This window comes from Chryseobacterium sp. Mn2064 (genome assembly GCF_049319685.1).
GTDB lineage: Bacteria > Bacteroidota > Bacteroidia > Flavobacteriales > Weeksellaceae > Chryseobacterium.
The window spans coordinates 441,554-460,749 of the sequence record NZ_JBMOUE010000001.1; the positions used below are offsets into that span (position 1 = coordinate 441,554).

Genomic DNA, 19,196 nt, shown 5'->3' on the forward strand with positions numbered 1-19,196 from the left:
TACATCAAATGCAAATAGAAACAAGACCTCTGACCGTTCAGGATTATGAAGAGCTGGCCCAAACCATGAAGAGAGCATATCCTCAAATGTCAGAATCTATATGGTCTAAAAAAAGTATTGAAAAACTGACAAGAATATTTCCAAACGGGCAGATATGCATTACTGTTGACGGGAAATTAGCCGCTGTTGCCCTTTCTATCATCGTCAATTATGAAGAATTTGGAGATGACCATACTTACAGCGATATTACAGGAAATTATACCTTCAACACCCATTCTTCTACAGGAAACGTTCTCTATGGAATTGAGGTTTTTGTTGACCCGGAATTTCGTGAACTGCGACTGGGAAGAAGATTATATGATGCCCGAAAAGAGCTTTGTGAATTGTTAAACCTGAAATCAATTGTCTTGGGTGGCAGAATCCCGAATTACCATAAATACAGCCACGAACTTTCTCCAAGAGAGTATATTCGAAGAGTAAGAGATAAAGAAATTTACGATCCGGTTTTGTCTTTCCAGCTTTCGAATAATTTTCTACCCATCAGAGTCTTGAGAAAATATCTTCCTGAGGATGAAGCTTCCAGAGAAAATGCCGTTCTTCTGCAATGGAACAATATTTACTACAGCAAACGGCCCAATACCATGCAGGACAGTATCATCCGTCTGGGATTGGTACAATGGCAGATGAGACATTTCAAAGATATTGAGGCTTTTTATGAACAGGTAGAATTTTTTGTGAATGTAATGGGTGACTACAAATCAGACTTTGTGCTTTTCCCGGAATTGTTCAATACGCCTTTGCTTGCTCCTTTCAACAACCTTTCGGAAAGAGACAGTATGATAGAGCTGGCTAAACTTACCGAACAGATCAAAGAAAAAATTTCAGAGTTGGCCATCAGTTATAATGTAAATATTATTTCCGGAAGTATGCCCGTTTTTGAAAATAATGAACTGTATAACGTAAGTTATCTCCTTCATCGTGACGGCCGGAGAGATGAATACCGAAAGATCCACATCACCCCAAATGAGAAAAGATATTACGGTATGAAAGGCGGAAACGAAATTAAAGTTTTTGATACCGACTGCGGAAAAATAGGTCTCGTCATCTGCTATGACGTAGAATTCCCTGAATTACCAAGAATATTGGCCGATCAGGGGATGAAAATTCTGTTTGTGCCTTACCTTACAGATACACAGAATGCCTATATGAGAGTCCGCCACTGTGCCGCAGCAAGAGCCATAGAAAATGAATGCTATGTCGCTATTGCAGGTTGTGTAGGGAATCTTCCGAAAGTAAATAACATGGATATCCAGTTTGGGCAGGCTGCCGTATTTACCCCTTCAGACTTTGCTTTTCCATCCAATGCAGTGAAAGGAGAAGCGACACCCAATACGGAAATGACCTTAATTGTAGACGTCGATTTGAATTTACTGAAAGATCTTCATCACAATGGCTCCGTTCAGGTGATGAAAGACCGTCGAAGAGATCTTTATGATACCTATCTTAAATAACAAAACAGAATGCATTAGCATTCTGTTTTTATTTTACCTAAAATTTTTTTAAAACAAATTAATCGTTGTGAGGGCATACTACTGCCGGACAGATCAGTCTTGGACATCTTGGTCTTCCGTCAGTTGGGCAGCACTGGTTGGAGCAGTTCGGGATATTGATATCAATAAGACCGCTTCCTGAAATACTTTTTAGCTGCTCTCTTGAAAGTTTGCTACGTAAATTTTTCATGTTGTAATACTTTTATTGGTTTGTTTTAATTTGTAAGACGTAAATATATAAAATTTTATGAGAAATGATTGTTTTTATTATTATGGTTGATTTTTATTCTTTAAAATGTTGATTATGTGTTATTGTTTTTAATTATTACTCTCTGTGCATTTAGCTTTAGAAATAACATCATCAATCTCTTTATTCCCTAATTGTTTACTTTTCAACAGACTTTTGCACGCTTTTTCTTTCTGTCCTGAAGATAATAATACTTCTCCCTGATAATAAAGAACCAGAGGATTATTTGGATTGTATTCCAGAGCCTTTTCAAAATCCTGTAATGCAGCATCATATTTTCTTAATAAAGCATAAGCGGTACCTCTGTGTTCATATCCTTTTTCTGATTTTTTTATTGATAATGAAGTGGTAAGATCTTCTAGTGCATCAGCATATTTGTCGATACGCATTTTGACATATCCACGGTTCAGATACCCACGGTAATTGTTAGGGAGCTTTTGTACAGAGAGATCGGTGTCTTCAAGTGCTTCAGCATATTGGCCCACTTCAGCTTTTGCAGCCCCTCTTTCTCCATATAATCTATAATCATCGGGCATTCTTTCCAATGCAATCGTATAACTTTCTATAGCTTTATCAAACTGATTGGTTAATGCATAATATTTTCCGTAAAAAGAATATACCATAGAATTTTTTGGATCTAATGCGAGAACTTTGTCGAAATCTTCTTTAGCTTTTTTGGCATCATATAAGTAGAAATAGGACATTCCTCTATACAGATAAGCATCAAAAATATTTTGTTTTTTACTAATTGCTTTGTCAAAATAAGAGATGGCTTTTTGAAAGTTTTCCTTGTCATATTCTTTATAACCTAAATCATAATTGGATTGAGCGAAAAGGAAGTGGAAATTGATCAGACAAAATAATAGAAATAGAGTTTTTCTCATGGGTAAGGTTTATTAGTTCTAAGTTTCCGAATTTAATGAAAAATAGGAATAGTTTTTGGAGTAAATTGCACCACTATTAATATATTATGTTCGACAAGCAGCAAAGAAAACTGAAAAGGTCCGCCAGATTGATTTCCGTATTGAGTAAATATGGTTTTAAAGATCTTTTGGCAAGAATGAATGGAGGAAATAAGCAGGAAGATGCTTCAGGAAATTCTGATGAAATTATTTCAAAAGGAACCGTTTATGAAAGAATCAGATTGGCTTTGGAAGAATTGGGGCCTACTTTTGTGAAGCTTGGACAGTCATTCAGTAATCGGGAAGATCTTTTACCTCCCGAGCTTATTCAAGAGCTTCAAAAGCTTCAGGATAAGGTAGAAATGATAGAAATGGATGTTGAAGAAGCGTTGGAAAACGAATTCAATATTTCTGTTAAAGATTACTTTAGAGAAATTCAAAAGAAACCTTTGGCTACAGCTTCCATTGCGCAAGTGTACAAAGCTTTTCTGTTGGATGGTTCACCTGTTATTCTGAAACTCAAAAAACCGGATGTACAGTCAGTTATTGAAGACGATTTGCTGCTGATTAAAGATATCGAAAAACTGATCTCCACGTATTCGGAAATAGGAGAGAAACTCAATCTGAAACAGGCAATTTCTACCTTTGAAAAATCATTACTGGAAGAAGTTTCCCTGATCAACGAGAGAAATAATATTCAGCAGTTCCGTCTCAATTTTAAAAATAACAAAGAAACATACGTTCCTAAGGTTTACGAAGAATTTTCCAACAACAATATTCTTTGTATGGAATTCATTGACGGTGTGAAGGTGACGGATAAAACCGCTCTTCTGGAGAATGGAATTGATCCTGTGAAAGTTTCAGAAGTAGGATTAAGACTTTTCGTTTCCCAGATTTTAGATTACGGATTCTTCCATGCTGATCCGCACGCCGGAAATATTCTCGTTAAAAAAGACGGAAAAGTAGTTTTTATTGATTTTGGAGCCGTAGGGAAAATTCAACCGAACGATAAAGAAATTCTTGAAAATCTCATTGTAAGCTTTGTCGCCAAAAATCCGCATAAAATTGTCCGTTACCTTAAAAAAATGGCCATAAGCTATGAAATACCTGATGAAAGAAGATTTGAAGGTGATGTGGAAGACATTCTGAACTTTGTTCATAGCTCTTCTTTACAGGATATCAACGTTCAAGTGATCATTAATAAGATGAAGGATATCCTGAAGGACAACAGTCTGTATATGCCGGATTATTTTTACCTTCTTTTCAAAGGAATAAGCCTGATAGAAGGAGTGGGAAGAACTATCAATCCGGATTTGGATATTGTAAAGAGCCTTCATCCTTATACCAAAAAGATCTTCACAAAAAAAATAAGTCCTAAAAACCTTTTAAAGACAGGAATGGACCGGATGATGAATTTCACAGACAATGTAGATGAAATTCCCAAAGAGCTCCGTTCTGTTCTTCAAAAGCTGGATGAAAATAAATTTACGGTATCCGGTGAGATCAAGAATCTTGAAAAGACCAATCAGCTCATCAAATCCAGTGTTGTTAACTTAATCCTGGCCATGATTTTAGGAGCAAATATCATTGCAACGGCTATTGTTTTTGCTTCAGAATCGGGACCTAGAATAGGAGAGTTGTCTCTGGTTGCAGTGCTTGGTTTTATTTTTTCAATGGTTCTGGTTTTGATCCTTTTGCTGAGAGTCACAAGAAAATAACAAAGAGTCAGAAAAAAGCCTAATAAATTTTTAAACAAAAACTCTAATATTTTTCAATAAAATAACAATGAAAACCCTTATTATAACATCTGCAGTTCTATTGGCTTCCTTTTGTAATGCCCAAGAAGGAAGTTCAGAAAAGATTTCCGGTGATTTTGACGGAAACGGGACAAAAGAATATGTTTCTGCAAAAGTGACCGATTGTAGTGATGAATGTGATGGGAAGTGTGATACCACGATTTCTTTCAGCGACAAAAAAATACCTTCTTTTACTATTTCCCCAGCAAAATCGGGGACGATTTATAACCTTGGAGATCTTAATGGAGATGGAAAAGATGAAATTGGCTTTTATCCCGACTGGTGTACAAGCTGCTGGCATCCTTTCTATGTTTATACCTTGACCAAAGGAGTTTGGAAACCCCTCGTTTCTCCTATATCTACACACTGCAACCAGTGGGAGGAAGATAAGTTTCCCATCAAAAAAGATCCCAAAAAGAAAGGAAATGTTATTATTACAACCAGCAAATGGAAAGATGATGATATCAAAATAAAAAGCTACAGCGTTAAAGTGAATTAGACGTAATAAATAGAAGTTTTACCCTGTTACTGCTAGAAAAATGGCCGTGTAAAGAGTAAGCAGAAATTTCAATTCACCAATTCCTTACCTGTAATTTTCAACTTTTAATTAAATACGTATCTTTGCAAAATGGAAAAACTCACTTTTGCAGATTTTGACCTGCCGGTTAAAATTCTTGATGTTTTGGCGGATTTGGAATTATTTGAGCCTACTCCTATTCAGGAGAAGAGCTTGAAACCTATTCTTTCCGGAAGAGATGTAATGGGAATTGCACAAACCGGAACCGGAAAAACATTAGCTTACCTTTTGCCCGTTCTTAAAACCTGGAAATACAGCAAATCAGGAAACCCAACGGTTTTGATACTTGTTCCTACAAGAGAATTGGTGGTACAGGTAACGGAAATTGTTGAGAAACTGACAGAAAATATTACTGCAAGAGTTATTGGTATCTATGGAGGAAAGAATATTAATACCCAGAAATTGTTGTTCAATGATGGTTGTGATATTCTGGTAGGAACTCCGGGGAGAGTAATGGATCTTGCTATAGATAATGCAATCTCTCTGAAAGAAGTACAGAAACTGATCATAGATGAGTTTGACGAGATGCTTAACCTTGGTTTCAGACCACAGCTTAGTCATATTTTTGAAATGATGAAAGAGAAAAGACAGAATATCCTTTTCTCAGCAACCATGACAGAAGCGGTAGATGAAATGCTGGATGTATATTTCGCCAGTCCGGTAGAAATTTCATTGGCAAAATCTGGAACTCCACTTGAAAAAATTGAACAGACAGGATATAAAGTTGAAAACTTCAATACAAAAATCAACCTTCTTGAACATTTGTTGAAGAATGATACAGATATGTCTAAGGTTTTGATTTTCAATAATAATAAAAGACACGCTGATTTACTTTTTACTAAAATTGATGAACTTTTCCCGGAACAGTTTGATGTGATCCATTCCAACAAGTCTCAGAATTACCGACTTAAGGCAATGAAGAGATTTGAAAATGAAGAGATCCGCGGACTTATTACCACTGATGTAATGGCAAGAGGTCTGGATATTTCAAACATTACCCATGTCATCAACTTTGAAACTCCGGATATTCCTGAGCAGTATATTCACAGAATCGGTAGAACCGGTAGAGCAGATAAAGAAGGTAAGGCTGTTACGTTTGTAACTAAAAAAGAAGAAGCTTTAATTCTGGACATCGAATTGTTGATGGACAAAGATTTGAAGTTTATCGACTTCCCTGAAGGGGTGAAAATTAATCCTAAAAAGATCGCTGCAGAGGAAGATCAGGTGGTTATGAAAAACCCTGCTCAGGTAAAACTGAATGAAGGAGGAGGTGCTTTCCATGAAAAGAAAGCGAAAAATACAAAAGAAAACTGGGGTGGTCCTTCGAAGAGAAAAGCACCTAAGAAATTTGGGGCTAACAGAGCTCAACAGAAAGCAATCTCTAAATCGAAGAGAAAGAAATAAAACAAAAACTCCCAGATTAAACTGGGAGTTTTATTTTTAATCAAATTTAATATTATTGCTCTTTAAAATTTCTCTGAACTTCTCTGTCTTGTTTTCCTCTTTCATACTCTTGTAGATGCGGCTTATTACAGCTTCTGCATCAGAACGGTAAGGAGATTTCTGATCATTGTAAATTCTGTATGCTTTACAGGTATAATCAAGCGCTTTTTCATGATCTTTCAGATTCGCGAAGTAGATTTGTCCTATTCCATAATAAACCTCCGGATCATTGGGATATATTTTATCAAAATCATTATAGGCATCAATAGCTTTCTGATATTCTTTTTTGTATATATAGGCTATCGGTATGTTCTGTAAAGGCATTTTACCTTTTGGATCTACGGCTAATGACTGTTTATAGGCATTCAGTGCTTTATCATATTCTCCAACTCTTCTGTAACAGATTCCCAGATTATCCCATGCATAAATAAATTTTGGATCAGCCTTTACAGCTTGCTCATAATTCTGAATGGCATCTTTCCAGTTCTCCTTTTTAGAGGCATCTATCGCTTTCTGATAGAAATCAATCGCTGTATCATTCTTTGAGAACTTATCGTAGCTGGTTTCTGAAGTCATGGTAGCCCTTTTTACACTTTCGCAATTTTGCATCAGATAGCGCTCAATTCTGTTATAACTCTCTTTGTACTGTTTCGAGTCTTTATTTGTATTGAACGTTAAATTAATCTGCTTTTTCCCGTTCACCTCAGGGGCTTTTTGGGATAATTCTTCCGCTCCTAGCAAAAGGGTAGAAACCTGTAGAGCTCCTGTACGTTTATCAATACAGTCGTGCACATCTTTCAGGATATCTTCTTTCTTTCTGTTAGCTAATTTAATAGAATCTGTACATTTGCAGGCTCCATCTGAAATTTCTTTTAACACAGCTTCATTGTCTGGTTTGTCATTTTTTTTCTGAGCAAACAGTAAAGATGAAAGTAAAATAAAAGTTAAAATGGTTATTTGTTTTTTTATCATGGTTGGGGGTTATTTTAAATAGGGAGTAAGAATCTTTGCCCAGATTTTGTATCCTTCAGGTTTGAAGTGAAGCATGTCTTCCACAAAAATATCTTTCCTTACTTTTCCGTTTGAGTCTTCCATGGCCTTGGTGACATCAATGAATTTAGCGTTGCGCTGTTTTTTCATAAAAGCGGCAATTTTTTTATTACTTTCCTTCATTTGAGGCCAAAGTTCTTCTCTGCTCGGAGAGTACTTCATTGAGATATAATCTACTTCAATAGTAGGAAATTTCTCACGTATTTTTTGGTAGAAGTCTTTGTATCTGTTGACAACTTCATCAGCTTTTAGATTATGATTGTCTGCAAAATCATTTTCACCACAGTAGATAATGATTTGTTTAGGCTGATAAGGTGACAGAAGATCATTCGCAAAATAGTTAAGATCCATCAGTCGGGAGCCACCAAATCCTCTGTTGATAATGGTTTTTCCCGGGAAGTAATCTGCTACATCTGTCCATTTTGTAAAAGATGAACTTCCTATAAAAAGAATGGCATCTTTTGCCGGAGGATTTTGTTGATCAAGTTTTTTGAATTCCTGAATGTCCTGCCAGAACATAGGTTTCGTTTCCTGTGAAAACGCAATGGTAAAATACAGCAATAGAAATGCTGATAGAATCTTCTTCATTATTTTCAAATTTAAATTTCAGATAAAAGTAATAAAAAACTCCCGATCAGCGGGAGTTTATCATTTATCTTTTGTAAGTAACATAAGGAATATCCGGAATTTTATCTCCGTTGATATCTATGTTTCCGAATTGTTGAGCCATTCTCAGGTCTTTGTTTGTTAGAACTTCAATTTTATAATTTGAAGGAGCTTCTTTATCAAATTTAATCCCTAAAATTTTTGAGTCAGCACTATAAGTATAAGTTCCTTCGGTTTTGTCGGAAGGGTGACAGTCTGCTCCGGTTCCGGTATAAGCGGTGTAACTTACATAATAATCTGTTCTTAGGAAGAGTGTATTTTTTGTTTCACACCCTGTTAAAACTTCACTGTAAAGCACTGTTTTATTATCTTTTCCGGAAATTATTTCTCTTTTTACTTCCTTCCAATCCCCTTTCATGATGTCCATTTCGTATGCATCGAGATTATCATCTTTACAAGAAGTAAGTGCCAGGGCTGAAAAGGCAAATAAAAGTAGCTGTTTTTTCATTTTCACAAATTTAAGAATATGCTAAAATATAAATAAATTTGAAATATCCGTAATGAAATCATGATTTTCTAAACAAATGTTTATAAATAAGTGCATTATTGAAAATGTACCCCGGACTTTAGAATGTTAAATATGAAAAAAAGAATAATTATTGATGATGAATTGTTTCAATAGGAATACCAAAAACTATTCAAAAGAAGCGGGCTTTAGCCCGCTTCTGATATAAATTGAGATCCGGTTCAGATTAACTAAACCAGACAATGTGATAATTAAAAATCTTGAACAGAGCTTATTTTAATAGCTCATTTCAACAATTTTCAAAGCATCTTTTGGAGTCAGTTTTTTATATTCTCCAAGTCCAAGCCAGTTTCTGTCTGTGAAAGCTTTTTCAACTCTTTCAGCTGTTCCTTTATAATCTTCTGTATATTCAGATAGTTTGGTTTTGATGTGAAGGCTGTGGAAGAATTCCTCAAGCTTTTTGATTCCCAGCTCAGCTTTTTCTTCTACTGTTCCGTCTTTAATTCCCCAAACTCTTTCTGCATACTGAGCCAGTTTTCCTTTTTTATCTTCAAAATTGTAACGGTAGTGAGAAGGAGCGATAATGGCAAGCGTTCTTGCATGGTCTATACCAAAATAAGCTGTAAGTTCGTGCCCCATAGCGTGTACAGCCCAATCTGTGATCACTCCCTTCTGAATCAATCCGTTGAGAGCCATTGTACAACACCACATAAAGTTTCCTGCAGCATCGTAGTTGAAATCATCTGCCAATACTTTAGGTGCTGTTTCCTGTAGACTGATCAGAATACTTTCTGCAATTCTTTCCTGTAGATCAGCGGAAGAAGGGGCTGTCATATACTGTTCCAATACGTGGGTATAAGCGTCAGTAATTCCGTTGACAATCTGGTTCTTAGGGATAGATTTGATTACTTCCGGATCTAACACTGAAAACTGAGGGAAAAGTCCCGGACCCCCAGAAGCCAGTTTCTCATTAGTTTCTCTCCTTGAGATCACATATCCGGAATTCATTTCAGATCCGGTAGCAGGCAGCGTTAAAATACTTCCGAAAGGCATTCCTTCTCCTTCAAAAGTTCTTACCGGTTTTTTTAGAATTTCCCAAGGTTCTCCATTATAATGGGCTGCGGCAGAAATGAATTTGGTTCCGTCAATTACAGATCCACCTCCTACAGCAAGAAGGAAAGTAATATTTTTCTCCTTGATAAAGCTTAAAGCATTAACCAGTACTTCATATTCAGGGTTGGCAGGAACTCCTCCAAATTCATAGAGTTCATGATCTTTAAGCGCTTCTTTTACCTGATCATACACTCCATTATTTTTAATGCTTCCACCACCGTAGATCATTAATATTTTAGCATCTTTTGGAATTTCACTGGAAATCTTAGCAATTTCACCTTTTCCAAAAAGTATTTTAGTCGGATTTTTAAATTCGAAATTAAGCATTGTCTAAATTTATTTTAACCCAAATTTACGGAATGAAAAAGGAAAATTGAGTTAAGGAAATTTTAAAATTACTATGATTCATTTTCATGAAAGCTATTGCGTCATAATTGCTTTTCCGAATTTATTGATTAATTGCTTAGAAGATAAGCCTTAGCCCGTTTTACAAAGTCTTCTTTATCTTTTTTAATATCTTCCAGAAGTTTTTTTCTGTCATCAGGAATTGTCAGATATTTATCCCCCCAAAGATTGATCTCTACAATCACAGGGATTAGATCTGTTCCTTTTTCAGTAAGATGATAGAGTATCTTTAACTTGCTGTCCGGATGATCTTTTTTATCAATAATTCCGTTATCCAGCAAATTCTGAAGTCTTGAAGCCAGAATATTAGTGGCAATTTTCTCATCTGCTTTCAAAAAATCTCCATAGGTACATTCTTTCTTTATCATCAGGTCTCGGATGATGAGAAGTGACCATTTATCACCCCATATCTCCAATGAACAGCTGATGGGGCAGTCTGATCTTTTCTTATTCATTTTGTTAATTTTTTATATAATACTTGCAAATTGAAAGTGTTTGATTTAAATTTGCTTTTATTTTGCAAGTAAAATTAATCATAAAAAATGAATAAATAGAATGGAACAATATGATATTGCCGTTATCGGCTCAGGACCTGGAGGTTATGTAGCCGCTATAAGAAGTGCACAGCTTGGTTATAAAACTGTAATTATAGAAAAATATGATAGCTTGGGAGGAACTTGTACAAACGTAGGATGTATTCCGACAAAAGCTTTATTGGACAGTACTCATCATTATGCAGAAGCTCATCATAAATTTCAGGAACATGGCATTAAGCTGGATCAAATAGAACTTGATTTTTCTCAGATGTATAAAAGAAAGGCTGAAGTAGTTTCAAAAAACACCGGAGGACTCGATTTTCTGATGAACAAAAACAAAATTACCCGCCTGAAAGGAACCGCTTCTTTTGTCAATAATACTACGTTGAAAATTACAAATGAAGCTGAATCCATTCATATCACAGCTCAAAACTATATCGTGGCAACAGGATCAAAACCTTCAACAATTCCAGGAGTGGAAATCGACAAAAAAAGAATCATTACCTCTACAGAGGCTTTATCTTTGAATGAAAAACCAAAATCTATGGTCATCATTGGCGGTGGAGTGATTGGGGTAGAAATGGCTTCTATTTTTAACCGTATAGGAACACAGGTGACGATTCTTGAATATGCTGATCATCTGATTGCTGCAATGGACCATGACCTAGGGAAAAATCTACAGAAAATTCTGAAAAAAGAAGGTATAGACATCCGTTTGAACCACGCTGTATATAAAACCGAAAGTTCAGACAGTGAGGCTAAAGTCTTTTTCAAAGATAAGAATGGAGCTGAAGATCAACTTGAAGCTGAACATATCTTAGTTGCTGTAGGAAGAAGTCCTTATACAAAAGGTCTTGGACTTGAAAATACAGAGGTTCAGACGGACGAGCGTGGATTTATCAAAGTTAATGAAAATAATCAGACTTCTGTTTCCCATATTTATGCAATTGGTGATGTGATTGGTGGGGCAATGTTGGCTCATAAGGCCGAAGAAGAAGGAGTTTTGGTCGCAGAAACAATCAATGGACAAAAACGTCATATTCATTACAGTCGTATTCCATCTGTAGTGTATACATGGCCTGAAGTAGCTTCTGTAGGGTATTCCGAAGAATATTTAAAGAAAAATAACATTCCGTATAATGTAGGGAAATTTCCGTTTTCTGCTAGTGCAAGAGCCAGGGCTTCCATGGATATGGACGGGTTTGCCAAAGTATTGGTAGATCCTAAATATGGAGAGGTTCTGGGAGTGCATATTATTGGAGCAAGAGCTGCTGACCTTATTGCACAGGGAGTTATTGCACAGGAATATGAAGTGACGGCTGAAGATATGTTCCGTATTTCTTATGCCCATCCAACCTATTCAGAAACATTGAAGGAAGCCTATCTGATAGCATCTGGACAAGGGGCGGTGAATATATAAGAACTATCTGGGAAAATACACAAACCATTAAGATCAATAGGAAAGGAAGAAGAGTAATGAAGCTTTTTTAATAAAAGAATGAGGTCTATAACTGAATAAAAAGTAATATTTTCATTATTCATTTAAAACCCCTAAAGGTCTTGATGGTTTTATTGGTTGTAGTGTCTGCTCAGATCTAAAAAGAAGTGCAGTCTTCACTTTTAGCATAAATACCATTACTTTTTGATTCCAGTTTTCCGGTTTTTCTGCTAATTTTCACCCAAAAGGATTCTTTAACCACAGGACAACCTCTGGATTGTAAGACGTACATCGAGATATGGCGGTCGTCAATTTTATAGGCTCCTGTAAAAAGGTTTTTAGTATCGATGGTAAACCCATACGTTTTGGCAATCAGTAATGCTTCAGGAAGATTATCTACCGTTCCGATAAAATCTCTGAGTTGCTGTTCGTTGGAAAAATAAGAAGCTCGGTCTTTTTTGCAGGCCAGAATATAGGAAAAACAGTTATTTCCAACACATTTTTGGAAAAATCCTCTTTCAGGAACCGGTTCATTGATCGTCATAAAATCCGGAGCCTGGCTTTCATAGATAACGGCTTTGTCAGGATCTGTGTCATTGCTGAGAACCCTCCAATATTCATACCCTTTGTCCGGAACAATAAAAGGGTAGAGGTAATCTGTAGTATCCAGAATATCAGGAATTTTTTTATAATCATCAGGAACCTTCATCTGGCTGTACATCAGATTGGAGAAGATAAGGGAAAATACGATGATTACTTTCATAGAAAATGTGTTTACAGTGCAAAGGTAAAGAGAATTATTTCAGTACAATTCTATAATGTCCTTTTTCATCTGTTACATCAATATTGATGCCTGTAAATGTTAATTTATTAATTTGGTAGCCATCACAACCTCCTTTAAATTCGGATGACTGTATTGAAAAATCAAAAGGCTTAACATTAGAAGAGAAAGAGTACTTTTTCACCCCATTATAAGCTCCCACGTTTTCCAAAATAATCATATCATCAGTGGTTTTTGTTAATGATATGCTGACGTTATTTTCGTCTTTAATGGAATAAGATGTCAATGTTCCGTTGGTAATAAGGTTTTCATTATTGGAATTTACAAATTCAAAAACGATGGGTTGAGGAGCGTTATAGCATTCTTTTTCACAAGAAATGAAGAGAAGTGCTATGAGAAAGAAAGTGTATATTTTTTTCATGGATTATGGATGAGGTGAAGAACAAAAGTAATTATTAATACTTTTATAATCAAATGGGTAAGCCCGAATTATTAAAACGAGCCCTGAATATTTTCAAAACCTGTGCAAGCTGATAATCTGTAATATCAAAATCATCAATGTTGATTTCTATTTTTTCGTCGTTATGAAAAAAGTATAAGTAATTTATTTCAGGCTTGTAATCATTTTTAGGTTCACGGCTTACTAGACGTTTTGCAATAATCTTTTCAAGTTGAATTTCATTCCACAAATATCTTGGATTGTTTTTGATCTGAATTCCTTTTCCATTGATGGAGATGATAATTTGTGACATATTTTTGACCTCTGAAATTATTTTAAAAATAAAATAACCCGTAAGTCCAAGAAGTATAAATAATACAAACATTGCCGTTCCATTGAATTTAAACTTAAGACCCAAAAGAAAAAATAGCCCCAGAGTTACAAATATACTGTAAGTAGCAATCGCAATAATTCTCCCTGAACGCGAATATTTGACTATAATCTCCTCAGGAATAGAATGCTCAGTATATTCAATTTTATCACTTTTATGAAGAGAATATTCTTTATGAATGAAAACGATATTGATAAATACACCAATGAAGAAAATAATAGATAAAGGAATGAAATATTGTAATAAATAAACAACTAAAAAGAAGGCTAATATTGCAAAAATCGCATAAAAAATAATTCCGAATTTCATTTTTAATTAAAGTTTTTGCGAAGATACATTTTAAACTTAATGTAGGATGAATTCGTTGAAATATTCCTTTGATAAAGCTGTTCGTATTAATTTTTGTTTCGATGTTAAGGCTTTAAATATTGATTAGAGAATATTCAAAAAAATATTTCAGAACTTCATAGGATATCCCGTTGTGATGTTTCCGGAAGCAATCTTTTTCAGTTTAGATTCCATCATCTTTTTGGTAAGAGGTTTGAGGCGGTCTGTATATAAAATACCTTGAGTATGGTCGTATTCATGCTGAATGATTCTTGCAGTAAGTCCGGAGAAAGTTCTAGTCTGTTTGATAAAATCCTGATTCAGATACTCGATCGTAATTTCCCAAGGTCGCGTTACCTTTTGAGAAAGACCGGGAATACTTAAACATCCTTCATAATCGTCCCACGTCTCTTCTGAGCGGTGAATGATCTTTCCATTGATAAAAGTTTCTCTCATTCCTTTATCATCTTTTTTAAAATAAAGAATCTGGTCTTCTGAATCCAGGTTTTCAAAGGCAATTTGGCTGTCGGCAACAAATAGCTGTAACGGTTTTCCGATTTGAGAGGAAGAAAGTCCACATCCATTAGCATTTTCCATCGTTTCCCACATATCAGTAATGAGAGTTTGGATCTCAGGAGTATTTTTGTTGATCTCAGTACATTTTTGTCTTAAAACAGAGCTGCCATATGCGGAGATAGGTAATTTCATTATCTTATTTTCCTGCAAAGTTCTGTAGAATTGGAAAAATGTACAATGAACCTATGTTAATTAATCTGTCTGCGGATTCTGCTCAAAGCCTGAGGAGTAATTCCAATATAAGAAGCTATATATTTCAGAGGAACACGTCTAATCATTTCGGGCTGTTCGGTGAATAGTTTCAAATATCTCTCTTTAGCCGTAAGTTTCAATAAAGAAAGTTCTCTTTTACTTTTTGCCAGAAATAGTTTTTCAGAAGCAAATCGCCCCAAATGGTTTCCTACATTCGTCTGACTGTATATTTTCTGAAGATCATCATAAGAAATCTGCCATACTACTGTTTCCGTTAAAGCCTGCATTTCGTATTCTGAAGGCGTTTGTGTAAGAAAAGAATCATAGGCACAGGTAAATTCTTTCTCAAAGCTGAAACTGAATGTATAGCCGTGCTCATCATCAGGAATATAGAATCTTACCAACCCTGATTCTATGAAAGACAAAAAATTTTCAGTATCTCCATGTTGGGTAATGATCTCGTTCTTGGCAAAAACTTTCCGATGAAAATGTCCTGCAATAAAAGCCCATTCTGATTCCTGCAGCTTGACAATCTGTTCGTAATATTCTTTAATGTAGCCCATAGGATAGAATTATATTACAAAGGTAGTGAAATTCAATTCAAATAGAGAGATGATTAATTTATTGATAATGATGAGATTGTACTTTTTTGAACTAATAAAGCTGTTTAAAATTTTTTACTTTTAAAACACTTGAGTACACTTTAGAAAGCGCAAAGAAATACTACACAATCAAGTTCACACAAGACTAAAATCTTTGTTTTTCAAAATAACTTTAGTGTACTTCTTATGCATCAAGTATATAGCTTAAATAACTTAAGTGTTAAAAAAATCTTTTGTGACTTTTGCGGTTAAGCTTAAAACAGACTTAATAAAAAATGACATGCTCTACAAACGGAACAATTCGGTTACCTTCAATCTTACCTTTTATATAAAGAGAATCTCCGTTTTTAAAAACATATTCATTCACCAAAATATTGTTAGGCCCGCTGGATTCCCCAAAAGAATTGACTAATGGATGTTTTCCTTTAAGCGTGGCTACCTTTTCATTTTCTACAGGCTTATAGTTGTTCAGAAGGTAGGATGCTTTATAGGTTTTTCCATAAATTCCTTTTGTAAGATGATATTTTCCATCTCCAAGGCTGTCCATAATACACATTTTAAAATCTATATCATACAGCTTGCCATTGACAGAAAGTTTTGTTCCTTCCGGGTAATCTGCCGCCATACTGTAATCAAAATTCTCGTATATGCGATAAGAGTTTTTGGAGTATATTTTGGCTTTTCCGAAACTTAACAGACATAAAGCAGCTTTCTGCCCGGACAAAGGTGCGGAAATTGTTTTATCACTATGAATAACACATTTTAAAACAGGAAGTGATAGAACATATTCCCTTTGTCTGCTATGTTCTTCAGACTGTTTCTCCATAGAAGTAATGGTACCCGTTATAAAAGAAGTTACTCCTATGACGGATGCTACGCAAATAAAAATAAATACACCAAATACAATCAGGATGATTTTAATCCCTTTCTTATCAATGGACGATCTTTTATTTTGAATATTTACATTCGCGTTGAAATTGAATTTAATCATAGAATTTTACATGGATGCCAAAACTAGTCAAATTTTAAACAAAAATTAATACAATTTTTTGCTTTTTGACCCGAAATTTTGTCATTTGTCAATTCAACTCATTCCAAAATCTCCTACATTTGTTATTATGAGACACGACCAACGCACAGAAAAGTTCAGGCAGATCGTGGAAAACAAATTCCAGATCTACAACTCATTATTTATGAGCCTGCCCTATGATAAAATGACGAATATCGGAATGCTGCTTCCGTTTCTTTATGAAGAAAGCAGAACCGGTTATGATGCAGGAAAAACCCCTGAAGAAATCGTCGAAGAATTTTTTAAAAACCATACAGATCTTCAAACGGAAGACCAGAAACTGGAACTTCTTTTCAAGATCATCCAGTATATAGAAAGGCAGGTGGTATTATTCGACAGTATTGAAGATGCCGCATTTCCGAGCCTACACTCCGAAAGTGATAGTGGAACAGTAACCAATTTATTTGAACGCTCTTTTCAGGATCATAAGATTGAAAAAGTGCGTGAAAAACTAAAGGATTTTAGTGTAAAAGTAGTCTTTACGGCACACCCTACACAGTTCTATCCAAGTTCCGTGCAGAGGATTATTCAGGATTTGAGAGGAGCCATTACCAGCGATTCTGTTACCCAGATCGATATGCTGTTGCAGCAATTGGGGAAAACCCCTTTCGTGAATAAAGAAAAGCCCACTCCAATAGACGAGGCGCTGAGCATTATTTCATACCTGAGATATGTATACTACGATACCATTGGAGAACTGTTTACGAAGATTAAAAAGACCTTTGGAAACGGAAATTTCCACCTGCACGAAGATATCATTCAGTTAGGATTCTGGCCGGGAGGTGATAGAGATGGAAACCCTTTTGTAACAGCAGAAGTTACGAAAAGAGTAGCCGAAGAATTACGCTCAGCTATTTTAAAATCATATTACAGCCATTTGAAATTTATCAGAAGAAGATTAAGTTTCAGAGGCGTTTCTGAAGTATTGACTCAATTGAGTGAGGAATTATACACGGCAATTTTTGAAGGAAAAAATATTACAGCAGAAGATATTCTGAAAAAAACAGATGAAGCAGAACACATATTGATCAATGAGCATAATGCTTTATTTCTTGATTTGCTGCTTAACTTCAGAGATCGTGTGAAGATTTTTGGAACCCACTTTGCCACGCTGGATATTCGCCAGGACAGCAGAATTCATCAGAAAGTAATCGATGAGGTTTTTGCCAAAGTATTTGGAAATGATGAAGCCGATTATGAGCAGAAATTCACCAGACTTATTCAGGTATCAGACAAAGTGAGTCCGGAAGTTTTTGAGGATATTGTAAAAGATACATTGCTGACGGTTTCTCAGGTTTCAGAAATCCAGAAACTGAACGGTCTGCGAGGAATGAACCGATACATTATCTCCAATTCTGACGCTGTAAAAGATGTGATGAATGTATTCGCATTTTTCAAAGTGTGCGGCTATCAGGATGAAGAGATCAAGATGGATATTGTTCCCCTTTTTGAGACCATGGAAGGACTTGCCAATGCTGAAAGCGTAATGAATGAGCTCTATCAGCATCCGGTTTATAAAAAACATCTTGAGAGAAGAGGAAATCAGCAGACCATTATGCTTGGTTTCTCAGACGGAACCAAAGACGGTGGATATTTAAAAGCGAACTGGGAGATCTACAAAGCAAAAGAAGTATTGACGAAATTATCCGAACAGAATAATATTAAAGTAGTATTCTTTGATGGACGTGGAGGACCACCGGCAAGAGGAGGCGGAAAAACCCACGATTTCTACGCTTCACAGGGAAAAACAATTGCCAATAATAAAATTGAACTTACCATTCAGGGACAAACCATTACCAGCATCTTTGGAAATAAAGAACAAGCTCAGTATAATTTTGAACAGCTTTTGACGGCCGGTGTTGAAAATGATGTATTTAAAAATGCCAAAAAAGACCTTACCGAAAAGGAAAGAACCTTAATTATTGAACTCGCAGATATCAGTTATCAGAAATATTCTGACCTAAAGGCTCACCCGATGTTTGTTCCTTATTTGCAGGAAATGAGTACGTTGGAATATTATGGAAAAACCAATATCGGAAGCCGCCCTTCCAAAAGAGGAAATGGAAGCGAACTGAAATTTGAGGATTTAAGAGCAATTCCATTTGTAGGATCATGGTCGCAACTGAAACAGAACGTACCCGGATTTTTTGGTTTTGGATATGCCATGGCCCAAATGAAGGAACAGGGAAGATTTGAAGAAGTAAAAGAATTGTACAAAGGTTCCGATTTCTTCAAAACACTGGTCTTAAACTCTATGATGAGTATGAACAAATCTTATTTCCCTTTGACTTATTACATTAAGAACAATCCGAAGTTTGGTGCTTTTTGGAATGTTTTGTTCGAAGAATATGAGCTTTCGAGAGATATTATGTTGGAACTTACAGGATTCAAAATGTTGCAAGAGGAAGACCCGCTGTCGAGAAAATCGGTAAAGATTCGTGAGAAAATTGTACTTCCGCTGTTGAGTATTCAACAATATGCTTTGATGAAAATTCAGAAAGGAGAAGGCAATAAAGAAGCTTATGAAAAGCTTGTGACCCGTTCTTTATTTGGAAATATCAACGCAAGCAGGAACTCTGCTTAAATGATTTTGCAGAAAATTGTTACATAATAGATCATAAAAAAACGGG

General features: G+C 35.5%; 19 protein-coding genes. 6 read left to right on the top strand and 13 right to left on the bottom strand.

The window, feature by feature from the left end:
• The first annotated feature begins 8 nt into the window (after positions 1-8).
• Complete coding sequence (locus ACL9RH_RS01985; RefSeq protein WP_422691648.1) at positions 9-1,511, top strand: nitrilase-related carbon-nitrogen hydrolase; 1,503 nt, start codon at positions 9-11, stop codon at positions 1,509-1,511.
• A gap of 58 nt (positions 1,512-1,569) precedes the next feature.
• Here the strand turns inward: ACL9RH_RS01985 and ACL9RH_RS01990 are convergent, their stop codons facing one another.
• Positions 1,570-1,740, bottom strand: coding sequence for a hypothetical protein (locus tag ACL9RH_RS01990; protein WP_422691649.1), 171 nt, complete (start codon positions 1,738-1,740; stop codon positions 1,570-1,572).
• 128 nt (positions 1,741-1,868) lie between these two features.
• A complete protein-coding gene (locus tag ACL9RH_RS01995; protein WP_422691650.1) occupies positions 1,869-2,681 on the bottom strand; it encodes a tetratricopeptide repeat protein in 813 nt (270 codons plus the stop codon).
• A gap of 86 nt (positions 2,682-2,767) precedes the next feature.
• Between ACL9RH_RS01995 and ACL9RH_RS02000 the strand changes: the two genes are divergently transcribed.
• The 3 genes from ACL9RH_RS02000 to ACL9RH_RS02010 all read left to right on the top strand — a co-directional run bounded on the left by ACL9RH_RS02000 (position 2,768) and on the right by ACL9RH_RS02010 (position 6,476).
• Complete coding sequence (locus ACL9RH_RS02000) at positions 2,768-4,417, top strand: ABC1 kinase family protein (protein WP_422691651.1); 1,650 nt, start codon at positions 2,768-2,770, stop codon at positions 4,415-4,417.
• Between the two features lie 67 nt (positions 4,418-4,484).
• Entirely contained in the window at positions 4,485-4,994 is a 510-nt protein-coding gene (locus ACL9RH_RS02005; RefSeq protein WP_422691652.1) for a hypothetical protein, read from the top strand.
• A 129-nt stretch (positions 4,995-5,123) separates the two neighbouring features.
• On the top strand, positions 5,124-6,476 hold the full coding sequence (locus ACL9RH_RS02010; RefSeq protein ID WP_422691653.1) for a DEAD/DEAH box helicase: 1,353 nt from the start codon (positions 5,124-5,126) through the stop codon (positions 6,474-6,476).
• 36 nt (positions 6,477-6,512) lie between these two features.
• On the opposite strand, the gene ACL9RH_RS02015 is transcribed toward ACL9RH_RS02010, so the two are convergent.
• The 5 genes from ACL9RH_RS02015 to ACL9RH_RS02035 all read right to left on the bottom strand — a co-directional run bounded on the left by ACL9RH_RS02015 (position 6,513) and on the right by ACL9RH_RS02035 (position 10,670).
• Positions 6,513-7,487, bottom strand: coding sequence for a tetratricopeptide repeat protein (locus tag ACL9RH_RS02015; protein ID WP_422691654.1), 975 nt, complete (start codon positions 7,485-7,487; stop codon positions 6,513-6,515).
• Between the two features lie 9 nt (positions 7,488-7,496).
• Positions 7,497-8,153: a GDSL-type esterase/lipase family protein gene (locus tag ACL9RH_RS02020; RefSeq protein WP_422691655.1), complete on the bottom strand. Its 657-nt coding sequence runs from the start codon at positions 8,151-8,153 to the stop codon at positions 7,497-7,499.
• A gap of 64 nt (positions 8,154-8,217) precedes the next feature.
• Complete coding sequence (locus ACL9RH_RS02025; protein ID WP_422691656.1) at positions 8,218-8,679, bottom strand: lipocalin family protein; 462 nt, start codon at positions 8,677-8,679, stop codon at positions 8,218-8,220.
• A gap of 294 nt (positions 8,680-8,973) precedes the next feature.
• Complete coding sequence (locus ACL9RH_RS02030; protein WP_422691657.1) at positions 8,974-10,137, bottom strand: iron-containing alcohol dehydrogenase; 1,164 nt, start codon at positions 10,135-10,137, stop codon at positions 8,974-8,976.
• A gap of 128 nt (positions 10,138-10,265) precedes the next feature.
• A complete protein-coding gene (locus ACL9RH_RS02035; protein WP_422691658.1) occupies positions 10,266-10,670 on the bottom strand; it encodes a winged helix-turn-helix transcriptional regulator in 405 nt (134 codons plus the stop codon).
• A 100-nt stretch (positions 10,671-10,770) separates the two neighbouring features.
• Here ACL9RH_RS02035 and lpdA point away from each other — a divergent pair, with 100 nt between their 5' ends.
• A complete protein-coding gene (gene lpdA / locus ACL9RH_RS02040; protein ID WP_422691659.1) occupies positions 10,771-12,171 on the top strand; it encodes a dihydrolipoyl dehydrogenase in 1,401 nt (466 codons plus the stop codon).
• A 175-nt stretch (positions 12,172-12,346) separates the two neighbouring features.
• Here the strand turns inward: lpdA and ACL9RH_RS02045 are convergent, their stop codons facing one another.
• The 6 genes from ACL9RH_RS02045 to ACL9RH_RS02070 all read right to left on the bottom strand — a co-directional run bounded on the left by ACL9RH_RS02045 (position 12,347) and on the right by ACL9RH_RS02070 (position 16,488).
• Positions 12,347-12,952, bottom strand: coding sequence for a hypothetical protein (locus ACL9RH_RS02045; RefSeq protein ID WP_422691660.1), 606 nt, complete (start codon positions 12,950-12,952; stop codon positions 12,347-12,349).
• A 34-nt stretch (positions 12,953-12,986) separates the two neighbouring features.
• Entirely contained in the window at positions 12,987-13,391 is a 405-nt protein-coding gene (locus ACL9RH_RS02050) for a hypothetical protein (protein ID WP_422691661.1), read from the bottom strand.
• A gap of 49 nt (positions 13,392-13,440) precedes the next feature.
• Positions 13,441-14,109: a hypothetical protein gene (locus tag ACL9RH_RS02055; protein WP_422691662.1), complete on the bottom strand. Its 669-nt coding sequence runs from the start codon at positions 14,107-14,109 to the stop codon at positions 13,441-13,443.
• Positions 14,110-14,256: 147 nt separating this feature from the next.
• On the bottom strand, positions 14,257-14,835 hold the full coding sequence (gene def / locus ACL9RH_RS02060) for a peptide deformylase (protein WP_422691663.1): 579 nt from the start codon (positions 14,833-14,835) through the stop codon (positions 14,257-14,259).
• Between the two features lie 56 nt (positions 14,836-14,891).
• Positions 14,892-15,458: a Crp/Fnr family transcriptional regulator gene (locus tag ACL9RH_RS02065; protein WP_422691664.1), complete on the bottom strand. Its 567-nt coding sequence runs from the start codon at positions 15,456-15,458 to the stop codon at positions 14,892-14,894.
• Positions 15,459-15,762: 304 nt separating this feature from the next.
• Positions 15,763-16,488, bottom strand: coding sequence for a hypothetical protein (locus tag ACL9RH_RS02070; protein WP_422691665.1), 726 nt, complete (start codon positions 16,486-16,488; stop codon positions 15,763-15,765).
• 127 nt (positions 16,489-16,615) lie between these two features.
• Between ACL9RH_RS02070 and ACL9RH_RS02075 the strand changes: the two genes are divergently transcribed.
• On the top strand, positions 16,616-19,150 hold the full coding sequence (locus ACL9RH_RS02075; RefSeq protein ID WP_422692649.1) for a phosphoenolpyruvate carboxylase: 2,535 nt from the start codon (positions 16,616-16,618) through the stop codon (positions 19,148-19,150).
• The last annotated feature ends 46 nt before the right edge of the window (positions 19,151-19,196 follow it).

Bases quoted from the DNA above. Each gene is read 5' to 3' on its own strand.
- ACL9RH_RS01985 (WP_422691648.1), top strand. From the start codon at position 9: ATGCAAATAGAAACAAGACCTCTGACCGTTCAGGATTATGAAGAGCTG.
- ACL9RH_RS01990 (WP_422691649.1), bottom strand. From the start codon at position 1,740: ATGAAAAATTTACGTAGCAAACTTTCAAGAGAGCAGCTAAAAAGTATT.
- ACL9RH_RS01995 (WP_422691650.1), bottom strand. From the start codon at position 2,681: ATGAGAAAAACTCTATTTCTATTATTTTGTCTGATCAATTTCCACTTC.
- ACL9RH_RS02000 (WP_422691651.1), top strand. From the start codon at position 2,768: ATGTTCGACAAGCAGCAAAGAAAACTGAAAAGGTCCGCCAGATTGATT.
- ACL9RH_RS02005 (WP_422691652.1), top strand. From the start codon at position 4,485: ATGAAAACCCTTATTATAACATCTGCAGTTCTATTGGCTTCCTTTTGT.
- ACL9RH_RS02010 (WP_422691653.1), top strand. From the start codon at position 5,124: ATGGAAAAACTCACTTTTGCAGATTTTGACCTGCCGGTTAAAATTCTT.
- ACL9RH_RS02015 (WP_422691654.1), bottom strand. From the start codon at position 7,487: ATGATAAAAAAACAAATAACCATTTTAACTTTTATTTTACTTTCATCT.
- ACL9RH_RS02020 (WP_422691655.1), bottom strand. From the start codon at position 8,153: ATGAAGAAGATTCTATCAGCATTTCTATTGCTGTATTTTACCATTGCG.
- ACL9RH_RS02025 (WP_422691656.1), bottom strand. From the start codon at position 8,679: ATGAAAAAACAGCTACTTTTATTTGCCTTTTCAGCCCTGGCACTTACT.
- ACL9RH_RS02030 (WP_422691657.1), bottom strand. From the start codon at position 10,137: ATGCTTAATTTCGAATTTAAAAATCCGACTAAAATACTTTTTGGAAAA.
- ACL9RH_RS02035 (WP_422691658.1), bottom strand. From the start codon at position 10,670: ATGAATAAGAAAAGATCAGACTGCCCCATCAGCTGTTCATTGGAGATA.
- lpdA (WP_422691659.1), top strand. From the start codon at position 10,771: ATGGAACAATATGATATTGCCGTTATCGGCTCAGGACCTGGAGGTTAT.
- ACL9RH_RS02045 (WP_422691660.1), bottom strand. From the start codon at position 12,952: ATGAAAGTAATCATCGTATTTTCCCTTATCTTCTCCAATCTGATGTAC.
- ACL9RH_RS02050 (WP_422691661.1), bottom strand. From the start codon at position 13,391: ATGAAAAAAATATACACTTTCTTTCTCATAGCACTTCTCTTCATTTCT.
- ACL9RH_RS02055 (WP_422691662.1), bottom strand. From the start codon at position 14,109: ATGAAATTCGGAATTATTTTTTATGCGATTTTTGCAATATTAGCCTTC.
- def (WP_422691663.1), bottom strand. From the start codon at position 14,835: ATGAAATTACCTATCTCCGCATATGGCAGCTCTGTTTTAAGACAAAAA.
- ACL9RH_RS02065 (WP_422691664.1), bottom strand. From the start codon at position 15,458: ATGGGCTACATTAAAGAATATTACGAACAGATTGTCAAGCTGCAGGAA.
- ACL9RH_RS02070 (WP_422691665.1), bottom strand. From the start codon at position 16,488: ATGATTAAATTCAATTTCAACGCGAATGTAAATATTCAAAATAAAAGA.
- ACL9RH_RS02075 (WP_422692649.1), top strand. From the start codon at position 16,616: ATGAGACACGACCAACGCACAGAAAAGTTCAGGCAGATCGTGGAAAAC.